Origin of the sequence: Pseudoalteromonas sp. BSi20495, assembly GCF_000241185.1 — a bacterium.
In the GTDB taxonomy this organism is placed as follows: Bacteria; Pseudomonadota; Gammaproteobacteria; order Enterobacterales; family Alteromonadaceae; genus Pseudoalteromonas; species Pseudoalteromonas fuliginea.
In genome coordinates this window covers 1-934 of sequence record NZ_BADY01000127.1, presented here as the reverse complement: position 1 = coordinate 934, position 934 = coordinate 1, and the positions used below count along the sequence as shown (strand labels likewise).

1 protein-coding gene is annotated in these 934 nt (G+C 41.4%); it reads right to left on the bottom strand.

The features are described from left to right. Nucleotides 1–30: 30 nt before the first annotated feature. Nucleotides 31–934 (bottom strand): IS3 family transposase (locus P20495_RS20880; protein ID WP_083829697.1); only part of this gene is annotated, 904 nt, incomplete at its 5' end.

Below are 934 nucleotides of genomic sequence, written 5' to 3'. Positions count from 1 at the left end.
GACATGGTCAACTAAATTCAGTCACCCTAGTTAAGAAACCATATCTAATGTTTCGATTCGTTCTTCAAAGTCATTTGGGCTTTGATAATTTAAGTACGAATGTAAGCGACGACTGTTGTACCACATACAGATGTAATTCATTACATCCTGTTGAGCCTCATAACGCGTTGGGTAGTTTTTCCAATGCACGCGCTCTTGCTTCAAACTACCGAAGAAGCTTTCTGCAACAGCATTATCCCAGCAACAGCCTTTCTTACTCATGCTACCAATGAAGTCATTTGACTTGACCAATTTACGATATTGGTGGCTTGCATATTGAACCCCTTGATCTGAATGGATAATTAACCCTGTTTTGGGCTGGCGTTGCCACATCGCCATAGTCAGTGCGTCACAGACAAGCTGCGCTTTCATTCGTGAGCCCATGCTCCAACCAACGACTTTGCGCGAATATAAATCAATCACTACCGCCAGATACAACCAACCTTCTGCAGTCCAAACATAAGTGATATCTTGTACCCAGGCTTGATCAGCTGCTTCAACGTTGAAGTTTTGCTCAAGTACATTGGGATAAATAGGCTTATTATGCTCACTATTCGTTGTCACTTTGTATCTCTTTTTATAACGCACCCAGACATTTGCCTCTTTCATTAGCTGTGCTGTTTTGTAACGACTCACCGGAAAACCGAGTGCATTTAAGACTTTCTGAATACGCCTTTCACCGTAAGTATTATCACTGAAGTGCGCTATGTCCTTGACACAATCAATCATTTCTTGATGTGTTGGATCCTCTGATTTAGTTGAGAATCGCTTTTGATAACTATAGTAATTGTTACTTTTTACACCCAGTATTCGGCACATTGTCGCCACAGGCCAGGTCTTCTTGTATTGGGTTATGAACGAATATTTCACTTCGTTTCTTTGGCAAAGAAGACCG